This window comes from Oleiphilus sp. HI0043 (assembly GCF_001634935.1).
Genome location: NZ_LWEY01000577.1, coordinates 1 through 809 on the forward strand (window position 1 = coordinate 1; position 809 = coordinate 809).

General features: G+C 49.2%; 1 protein-coding gene. It reads right to left on the reverse strand.

Going from position 1 to position 809, the window contains the following annotated elements; translation table 11 throughout:
* Window positions 1-809: nucleoside recognition domain-containing protein (locus A3729_RS07185; RefSeq protein WP_304439697.1), on the reverse strand; the 809-nt coding region annotated here is incomplete at both ends.

The following is an 809-nucleotide window of genomic DNA, read 5'->3' on the forward strand; positions in this document are numbered from 1 at the left end:
AACCACTATGACCAGAGCAAACAAGGCTGAAATAACGGCTAAGTGTGCGGCAGAACTTATAGGATGCTGAGTAAAGGTCGCAAGTTGATAAAACGCGGTGGCATTAAAGTAGGCGACACCTGTTGTCCACAATGCAACAAAGCCCGCCCAGGAACGCCCGGTTTCGCGGACAATTGCACCAATCGTCGCCACACAAGGAAAGTAGAGCAAAATAAATAGCAGATAAGAGAAAGCGCCTGCTTGGCCATTAAAACGTTCGACCATTTCGCCAAAGGTTCCACGGCTCACTTCCTGTGCTTCAGCGGCGGCATCGATATTGCTGATATCGCCCACATCTAAGCCTAAGGGATCAAACAGCATATCCCCTATAGCAGAAAAGTTTTCCGGTACTGTTGCCAATGCTTCACTCAGGCTAGCTCCCAGATCAAAGCCCTGCTCTTGCGCTTCACCTTCGCTCGCTAATTGCCCATATAGTGAATCCAAGGTGCCCACAACGGCTTCTTTAGCTAAGACCCCGGTAAAGATGCCAACCGTAGCAGGCCAATTTTCTTCACTAATGCCCATAGGAGAGAACATCGGCGTAAGCGTTTTGCTCACTTCGCTTAAGACCGAGTCTTCAGAATCTTCATTCCCGAAAGAGCCGTCCGTGCCAATCGAGTTGAGCACATTTAGCGCCAGCACCATCAGAACAATCACCTTCCCGGCATCGCGGATGAAAAGCTTTACTCTATCCCAGGTTCTTAATAATACGGCTTTTAAGGTGGGCAAGTGATAAGGAGGCAGCTCCATCATAAAACCGCTGCTTTCGC